Source organism: Bacillus sp. EB106-08-02-XG196 (assembly GCF_013396335.1).
Classification (GTDB): domain Bacteria; phylum Bacillota; class Bacilli; order Bacillales; family Cytobacillaceae; genus Neobacillus.
On record NZ_JABWSY010000001.1, the window covers coordinates 714,164 to 722,179 of the forward strand.

Annotated in this window: 8 protein-coding genes and 8 tRNA genes; 4 read left to right on the plus strand and 12 right to left on the minus strand. The window is 37.7% G+C overall.

Features of this window, described 5'->3' with window-relative positions; all coding sequences use genetic code 11:
* Positions 1-92: 92 nt before the first annotated feature.
* The gene (locus MLOOGBEN_RS03345; protein ID WP_179156824.1) at positions 93-950 is read right to left on the minus strand and encodes a DUF1002 domain-containing protein; all 858 of its coding nucleotides are present in this window, start codon (positions 948-950) and stop codon (positions 93-95) included.
* A 367-nt stretch (positions 951-1,317) separates the two neighbouring features.
* Positions 1,318-2,181, minus strand: coding sequence for a metallophosphoesterase (locus MLOOGBEN_RS03350; protein ID WP_179156825.1), 864 nt, complete (start codon positions 2,179-2,181; stop codon positions 1,318-1,320).
* Between the two features lie 201 nt (positions 2,182-2,382).
* Between MLOOGBEN_RS03350 and MLOOGBEN_RS03355 the strand changes: the two genes are divergently transcribed.
* Positions 2,383-2,976 (plus strand): class I SAM-dependent methyltransferase, encoded by a 594-nt coding sequence (locus MLOOGBEN_RS03355; RefSeq protein WP_368737751.1) that lies wholly within the window; start codon positions 2,383-2,385, stop codon positions 2,974-2,976.
* 58 nt (positions 2,977-3,034) lie between these two features.
* Here MLOOGBEN_RS03355 and MLOOGBEN_RS03360 read toward each other — a convergent pair whose 3' ends face one another.
* Positions 3,035-3,328, minus strand: a complete 294-nt coding sequence (locus MLOOGBEN_RS03360; protein WP_179156827.1) for a hypothetical protein — start codon at positions 3,326-3,328, stop codon at positions 3,035-3,037.
* Between the two features lie 200 nt (positions 3,329-3,528).
* Here MLOOGBEN_RS03360 and MLOOGBEN_RS03365 point away from each other — a divergent pair, with 200 nt between their 5' ends.
* Positions 3,529-4,179 (plus strand): DUF2238 domain-containing protein, encoded by a 651-nt coding sequence (locus MLOOGBEN_RS03365; protein WP_179156881.1) that lies wholly within the window; start codon positions 3,529-3,531, stop codon positions 4,177-4,179.
* A 178-nt stretch (positions 4,180-4,357) separates the two neighbouring features.
* On the opposite strand, the gene MLOOGBEN_RS03370 is transcribed toward MLOOGBEN_RS03365, so the two are convergent.
* Entirely contained in the window at positions 4,358-4,999 is a 642-nt protein-coding gene (locus tag MLOOGBEN_RS03370) for a DUF421 domain-containing protein (protein ID WP_179156828.1), read from the minus strand.
* A gap of 125 nt (positions 5,000-5,124) precedes the next feature.
* Between MLOOGBEN_RS03370 and MLOOGBEN_RS29065 the strand changes: the two genes are divergently transcribed.
* Together MLOOGBEN_RS29065 and MLOOGBEN_RS03375 are read left to right on the plus strand one after the other, a co-directional pair.
* Positions 5,125-5,259 (plus strand): hypothetical protein, encoded by a 135-nt coding sequence (locus MLOOGBEN_RS29065; protein WP_256988822.1) that lies wholly within the window; start codon positions 5,125-5,127, stop codon positions 5,257-5,259.
* A 224-nt stretch (positions 5,260-5,483) separates the two neighbouring features.
* Complete coding sequence (locus MLOOGBEN_RS03375; RefSeq protein ID WP_179156829.1) at positions 5,484-6,446, plus strand: S8 family peptidase; 963 nt, start codon at positions 5,484-5,486, stop codon at positions 6,444-6,446.
* Positions 6,447-7,158: 712 nt separating this feature from the next.
* On the opposite strand, the gene MLOOGBEN_RS03380 is transcribed toward MLOOGBEN_RS03375, so the two are convergent.
* The 8 genes from MLOOGBEN_RS03380 to MLOOGBEN_RS03415 all read right to left on the minus strand — a co-directional run bounded on the left by MLOOGBEN_RS03380 (position 7,159) and on the right by MLOOGBEN_RS03415 (position 7,979).
* A tRNA-Gly gene (locus MLOOGBEN_RS03380) sits at positions 7,159-7,232 on the minus strand.
* An 11-nt stretch (positions 7,233-7,243) separates the two neighbouring features.
* A tRNA-Cys gene (locus tag MLOOGBEN_RS03385) sits at positions 7,244-7,317 on the minus strand.
* A gap of 30 nt (positions 7,318-7,347) precedes the next feature.
* A tRNA-Tyr gene (locus MLOOGBEN_RS03390) sits at positions 7,348-7,432 on the minus strand.
* A gap of 31 nt (positions 7,433-7,463) precedes the next feature.
* Positions 7,464-7,536: transfer RNA gene (locus tag MLOOGBEN_RS03395), tRNA-Phe, on the minus strand.
* Between the two features lie 51 nt (positions 7,537-7,587).
* Positions 7,588-7,664, minus strand: a tRNA-Asp gene (locus MLOOGBEN_RS03400).
* Positions 7,665-7,710: 46 nt separating this feature from the next.
* Positions 7,711-7,803 (minus strand) — tRNA-Ser (locus MLOOGBEN_RS03405).
* A 7-nt stretch (positions 7,804-7,810) separates the two neighbouring features.
* Positions 7,811-7,883, minus strand: a tRNA-Ala gene (locus MLOOGBEN_RS03410).
* A gap of 19 nt (positions 7,884-7,902) precedes the next feature.
* Positions 7,903-7,979, minus strand: a tRNA-Pro gene (locus tag MLOOGBEN_RS03415).
* Between the last annotated feature and the right edge of the window lie 37 nt (positions 7,980-8,016).

Below are 8,016 nucleotides of genomic sequence, written 5' to 3' on the forward strand. Positions count from 1 at the left end.
AAAATGAAAGAACTCGTCTAAACAGACGAGTTCTTTTCAGTAAAAGAGCCCTTCTCAAATGAGAGGGGCTCTAAAGTTTGATTTTATGTTCATTAAGCAAAGAGGGCGCGAACCTCATCAAGCGAGCTATTTATGAAATCCTGCAGCTTCTGTAAAAATGACTGCCCTTCTTCTGATTGCAAAAATGTAGAGATTTCACTCAATTGCTCTTTTACCTGGTTCCAGTCAATATCCATCGCCTTCAGACCGTTGAAGAATTCTACTAACCTATCTACCTCTGCATCTGTTAACGTTATTCCAAGCTCCACTGCAACTTGTTCGATTAATGCGCGCAAGTCAGCTTCCGTTTTCGGTTCATTCTTGGCGATTTCTTCTTTGACTTTTCCCATGAGAGCAGCAGCATTGTCGGCCCCAACCGAGTCACCGAGCTGTGCGGTTTTCACCATTTCCTCATTCGCCGCTTTTTTGATTTCTTCCGGAATTTCTTTATTCGTTGTTGCTTCATAAGCTTTCATAATTCCTGTCAAAGCAGCCGTACCGGAAACATCAAACGGGGCGGTAATCCTTATGGCTGCATCCTTTACACCGGCTGTAGTCAAGGCATTGATATACATTTCATCCGTAACCCATGTAATGTTGTTCGTTTGCACATCTAATCCGGAATCCTTCGCACCCATGGTTATGCTCGCAGATGAAATCGCACGCGATCCAATTTGTGCCTTAGGAATAAACTCCCCTAAATAATCATGCTCTTCTTGATTGGATACCGTAATCGTTTGTGCATTTTCCGGTACCTCTAACGCTGCTAACATATCATTTTTTTGCTGTTCCGTTAGGTTTTCTCCTAATGAAACGATCGTATCCCCTTCTACTGCATCTGCAAAACTAATAGAAGGAACTGCTAATAGCATCATTATCGTAAGCAAAAGTGCCTGTAATTTTTGTTTCATAAAAAGACCTCCTTTAATACATGCAGCCATTCAGATAAGAATCGCTCATGTTCCGCCAATTTATAGTTGAAAAATTGGCTTTGCATAATCTTAACATAGTGTTTTGGGATTTCATGAAAAGAATGGGTAACATTTATGCTAATTCTATTAAGACTATTACATAGTAGATAGTAATGTTACTTCCTTTAGATAAAAACACAAAAAAGCTTACTAAATATAACCTTTGTACGTGTTTTATTACAGGGCTAAAATAGATACATTCACAAAACTCAGACAAATTCTTAGAGAACTTTACATTTGCATCATAAATTAAAAGACTGTTGAACATGGGTTCAACAGCCTTTTTTATTGGATATAGACTTATGTCTTAAACAGCCGTCTGAACCTCTTTCTCTCGCATTTTTATGTTTAGTGAAAGCTGGTGAAGGGTTATTTCCGGACGGCTGCCAAGTCTGATATTTATTGATGTTTGCCCTAAGCCTTCACTGATATAAAAAGGTTTATCCTCATGATAATGCAGCCCTTTAATCATATTCATCTGCATCATTTTCCTTCCCAATTTTGCGAGATGGTACGGTTTAGGCCAGTATATTTGGCCGCCATGGAAATGGCCTGATAATAGATAATCGAAATGCCAATCCTTCATGCTTAGAACGATATTAGGGTCATGAGTTAAAACTAAATGGTATCCGTCCCTTAAACCTTTGTAAGATGATTGCAGATTACTTCTTTTTGTGTGCAGGTCGTCAATACCAATAATATGAACTGGGCTTCCTTCAACCATAATTGTTTCATTTTCATTTTGAAGCGTTTTACAGCCATGTAGTTCCAATGTATTTCTTAATCGTTCAAAGTCCGTTTGTTTTAATTTGTAATCATGATTTCCAAACACGACATAAACTCCATAACATGGGTTTAACTTGTTAAAAACGTTTAAATAAGGAATGAGCTTTGGAATACTGCGTTTTTTATCAAGATAGTCCCCTGTTAAAGCGATTAAATCAATTTTCTCTCCCGCTAGCTTGTTATAGAGTTGTTCAGGAGAAACAGAAATCTTTTCTAAATGCATATCTGAGATGTGTAAAATATTTAAATGCGGTCCTTGCAACTGATCAGAATCTATATGAGATAAATGAACTTTATTTAAAGTAACTTTATGAGTATTTTGGTATGCCCTATAGAAAAGGAGTAAAATACTTAAAAATACAAGAATAAAAAAGAATAATATCAATTATATCTCCTCCTTCCATCCTATTATAAAGAAATTAAAAGAAATAGTTAGCGGGAATTAATGGAGGAAAAGGAAAAACAAAAACTTTAATGTTAATTTCCAATTTTTTCTTTTCTTGAATGTTATTTAAAAAGTATAAAAAGGCTGCTTCCTTCTTAATCTAATATTGTTCTTTCAGAAGAAGAAACTATTAGATATTTAGTGAGGAGCTTCGGATTGCAATTATCACCAAGAATTTATCACTCATTGATTAGACCCAAATGGTTTACAAAATTATATATTCAAAATCATATTCAGAGGCATTTTAATTTTTCAGATAAAAAAGTGTTGGATTTTGGAGCTGGAACCGGGGCAAACTGCACCCTATGTATACCTGATCATTATTTTGGGATTGATCCAGATTCATACAGGGTTGAATTTGCCAAAAGATTGTATAACAATTACCGATTTGAAACGTTTAAGGGAAATGAACTTCCTGCAGACAACCATAGCTTTGATTATATTTTAATTATTGCTGTCCTGCATCATATCCCTCCAGAAATGGTTTATGGGTATGTAAAAGAATTCAAGCGGGTCTTAAAGCCAGAAGGCAAAATCGTTGTGATAGAACCTTGCTTGTTTGAAAAGTCTCCTATCAGTAATTGGTTTATGAGAACGAATGATAAAGGCGATTACATTTTACGGGAAGAAGAGTATCTAAATTACTTTACAAAGGAAAAATTCCATTGCCAGGTTCTAAAAAAATATAAAAAGTGTTTTTTTTACAATGAGCTATATTTTTCAGCTTCATTATAATGACATGGAAAAAAATGCAGAAACTCCAGCCTAACGGAGTTCCTGCTTTTTTATTCTTCTATTTTTTTGTAAAAAAGTTTTTGTTCGGTATTAATTCCTTTGAAAACTCCATTAAATTTGCCATTTTGGGCATCGGGATAATATTTCCGAATCGAGTATTATTCATTACGTTTTGAACAGAATTCGGCATATTTCTGTTTCTATTTCTTCTAAATCCATATGCTGCTGCGCTCAATCCCAAACCCAAAATAGACGCCCATAGCATTCCTCGATTATTTCTTCTTCTGCCAAACATCTTTAAAATATTCTGTTTTCTCCCTATTTTGTAAAGCGCCGTTATCCAGTTATTCAATTTCAAACACTCCCTCGATAGAGAACTTGGAAAGAAAAATTTTTCACCTTCCATATTCTATTATTCCATTCACGGGTTTGAGCATGCTGGCAATGTTTTGCTATGGACTTAACTTTCAAAACTGGCATCGAAAAATGAGATTGCGCCACTATCGCTTTTTAGGGTAATAAATGAAATACTGGACAACCTATAAAAAATTAATGGGATATAAAGGAGCGAACAAAGAAGTGAAAAGATATAGAAGCTGTACAACCATTCATACACTATTGCTATTGATTGTTATAGCAGTTTTTATTTGGTCCGTTATTAAGCCAGAACGATATGTAACATGGACGTTGGAAGTACTTCCTGCCGTTGTGATATTAATCATCGCAATAACAACATATAATAAGTTTCGACTTACCACACTTTCCTATTTCATTATCGCAATTCTTTCGATTATTATGTTCATTGGCGGCCATTATACCTATTCAAAGGTTCCCCTTTTTAATTGGATAAAAGATTATTTTGATCTAAATAGGAATCACTATGATAGGTTTGGACATCTACTAAAGGGTTTGTTTGCGATTGTGATAAGAGAAATATTAATGCGAAAAAGCCCGTTAACAATTGGATGGTGGCTCTATTTCGTTACCTTAAGTTTTTCATTGGCCATTGGAGCTTTATATGAAATCATTGAATGGCTGTCAACAAAAGTCGACAAAGGCGGAAAAGCTACTGAAGAGTTTTTAGGAATGCAAGGTGATATTTGGGATGCACAGTGGGATATGTCATTAACATTAATTGGCTCTATCCTTGCACTACTTATCTTTTCAAACCTGCAAAACAAGCTGTTAGGAAAAAAAGAATAAAAGACCTCTTTAAAAAATATTCCTTGTACTTCTGGGTTATAAGATTCGCAGCCCCAACAAAAAGGAGCCTTAAGCCCCTTTAATATTAACTCTGGAACACCAATGTAATACCCCATTAAAAAACCAAAATACAGATTTTGCTAACGGGGGGCGATTAATCTGCAAAACTATATTGCCTTTATTGTAAATGCTTTGGCGGGGCGTTTTTATGTGCATTATTCTGAACTTCTGCGAATATGTCCTCTTGGCTTTCGACTTCATACTTTTTGTTTATCAAGTTTAATATCTCGTTTATATGAGTAAGTTGAGAATTACTTGGTATTAAATTAACTATTGCCTGTTTGAAATCTTCAAAATCCTTTTTCGTTACAGGTTGAGCATCCTGTTTCAACTCCAAACCTAATTGACCATTTGGTTCTAACGTTGCCCATTTTACATCACTTATCTTAGATACACTATTTTGTCTTAATTTCATTTCAAGTTGGTCCACCGTTAACCTAAGTTTCATTAAGTTTTTTTCATTCAATGTTCCGTTATCGATTACCACCTTTGCTTTCCCTGTAATCATTTTTTCAAATCTGTCAGATTTCATTTGTATAAATTCCATTATTAATAGTGTTCCGACAAGAACTCCACCAACCAAAAAGGTTGTCCAAATATCCTTTCCTGCCACAGGTTGAATAAGTAAAGTCCCAATAGCAATCATAATAACTGTTTCAGCCAAGGTCATTTGTGAAATTGTTTTCCTGCCTGCAATTCTTAAAAGTACTGTTCCTGCAATAACAATCACTATTGCTTTCCATAAATAATCCCATTCCATATAATAAATAACCACCATTTCATTTAAAAAGAATTAATTATATCCTTACCAATTTACCCTCTATTATCCATAAAAACGTATCTATTATTAATTCGAACTTAGGTACATTTGAGAGGAAGTTTTTTATGTTAGCTGAAATCTTTGCCACGCTTTTTGATGTTATTCTACCAATCTCTATACCTGTCATAGCAGGGGCCTTGCTTAGTAGGTTTGGAAAATTGGAAATTAAGCCGCTTTTAAATTTTGCGTTATATACATAACTCCGTTCTTGATTTTTGATACATTAATGGAGGCGCACCTGTCGCGTGAGGGTGTCCTTGGTACGTGTTTTATTACAGGGATAACCATCCTGAGAAAAACACAAAAAGAACGTTAGTTCGATTAAAACACAACTATAGTAACTGTTTTAATAGATTCTGAATTGTTAAACTATTAGTAACTCCCTAGAATACACAGAAAACCAATTCTGTCAGGAGGGATACGAATGGAACAAAGATTACATCTAATTCCGTATCAAGTGAATGAAGTGGTCGAAGTGGTGTCTGAGGTGCCAAAAGGCATTGAGATGATTGAGGCTCCAAAAATCTGGGAGAAATCGAAGGGTAAAGGAATCACAGTTGCAATATTAGACACAGGCTGCGCTGTCATCCATGCTGATTTGAGTGAACGGATTATCGGCGGGCGGAATTTCACGGATGATGATAATGGAAATCCTAATGTATTCACTGACTATAATGGTCATGGAACACATGTGGCAGGCACCATTGCTGCTATCCAAAACAATAATGGAGTAATTGGTGTGGCACCTGAAGCAAATTTACTGATTTTAAAAGTGCTCGATAAAAATGGTTCAGGACAATACGACTGGATTATCAATGGCATTAACTATGCCGTTGAACAGAAGGCGGATATTATCTCTATGAGCCTCGGCGGTTCCGCGGATGTACCTGAATTGCATCTAGCGCTTCAAAACGCAATCGCCAACCAAATTCTTGTCGTTTGTGCCGCTGGAAATGAGGGAGATGGACAGGATTCTTCTGATGAATTCTCTTATCCTGCCTCCTATAATGAAGTCATCAGCGTTGGAGCCATTGATCTGCAGCGCCGTTCTTCTGAGTTTTCAAATTCGAATAATGAAGTCGACTTAGTAGCGCCTGGTGAAGAAATCCTTTCAACCTATTTAAACGGCACTTATGCAAAACTATCCGGAACTTCGATGGCAACACCGCATGTATCCGGTGCACTTGCACTCATAAAAGATATTGTCACAAAAAAATTCGCGCGAAATCTGACAGAGCCTGAGCTTTATGCGCAATTAATAAAGAGAACAGTTCCACTAGGAAACTCTCCAAAACTTGAAGGCAATGGATTCCTGTACTTAACTGCAGAGGACTACTTATCGGATGTGTTTAATCAAAAAGTATCTGCTCAGGTGTTGAAAATATAGGCTCTTTTCGTAAACTTTGTTGCTTTCTGAACAAATTATTATAAATTAATCGCTACTTCGAACAAGTTTGATGAATTATAGAGATATGGTGTTTGAACCAGAGGTGACTTTAGACAAGCTTGATGAATCTAAGAGTCATGGTGTCCGAACCTGCGGCAACTTCAGACAAGCTTGATGAATCTAAGAGTCATGGTGTCCGAACCTGTGGCAACTTCAGACAAGCTTGATGAATTTAAGAGTCATGGTGTCCGAACCTGTGGCAACTTCAGACAAGCTTGATGAATTTAAGAGTCATGGTGTCCGAACCTGCGGCAACTTCAGACAAGCTTGATGAATCTAAGAGTCATGGTGTCCGAACCTGTGGCAACTTCAGACAGGTTTGATGAATCTAAGAGTCATGGTGTCCGAACCTGTGGCAACTTCAGACAAGCTTGATGAATTTAAGAGTCATGGTGTCTGAACCATAGGCGACTTAAGCAAAAAACGTTATTAACCAATAATAAAAACAACAATCTTTGCGAAAACAGCCAAAATATAAAGAAAAAAGCATCTCGACAACCGTACTAAATAAATGAGGAAATTGCTGCATATAAAAAGGACGCTTCCAGTTCGATGGGAGCGTCCTTTTTATATGCAGCAATTTTTAGACATAGAAAAACACCTTAACAAGGTGGTTGTATTAGTTGAATGTAAAATTATGGCGGGTCTAAATTGGAGCGGGTGATGAGAATCGAACTCACAACATCAGCTTGGAAGGCTGAGGTTTTACCACTAAACTACACCCGCATATTAAAATTTGGAGGCAGCACCCGGATTTGAACCGGGGGTAAAGGTTTTGCAGACCTCTGCCTTACCACTTGGCTATGCTGCCCTGTTAAAGAGCATCCCAATTTATAAGATATGGTGGAGGGGGACGGATTCGAACCGCCGAACCCTGAGGGAGCGGATTTACAGTCCGCCGCGTTTAGCCACTTCGCTACCCCTCCATGTATATGACTAATTTTCTAAAAAAAATGATGGCTCAGGACGGAATCGAACCGCCGACACAAGGATTTTCAGTCCTTTGCTCTACCGACTGAGCTACTGAGCCATACAATCTATATCTATATCAACAGTAGAGTTAACCTACTGATATAAAAAATGGCGGTCCGGACGGGACTCGAACCCGCGACCTCCTGCGTGACAGGCAGGCATTCTAACCAACTGAACTACCGGACCAATGTTATTTCAAGTGTTTTTCTTGAAAATAAGAAATTAGAATTTATGGAGGAGGAAGAGGGATTCGAACCCCCGCGCGGTATGACCCGCCTGTCGGTTTTCAAGACCGATCCCTTCAGCCAAACTTGGGTATTCCTCCGAATAAGTGGAGCCTAGCGGGATCGAACCGCTGACCTCCTGCGTGCAAAGCAGGCGCTCTCCCAGCTGAGCTAAGGCCCCATATCATTATTATCTAGAATGGTCGGGAAGACAGGATTCGAACCTGCGACCCCTTAGTCCCAAACCAAGTGCTCTACCAAGCTGAGCTACTTCCCGTAAAATATGGCGCGCCCGAAAGGAGTCGAACCCATAA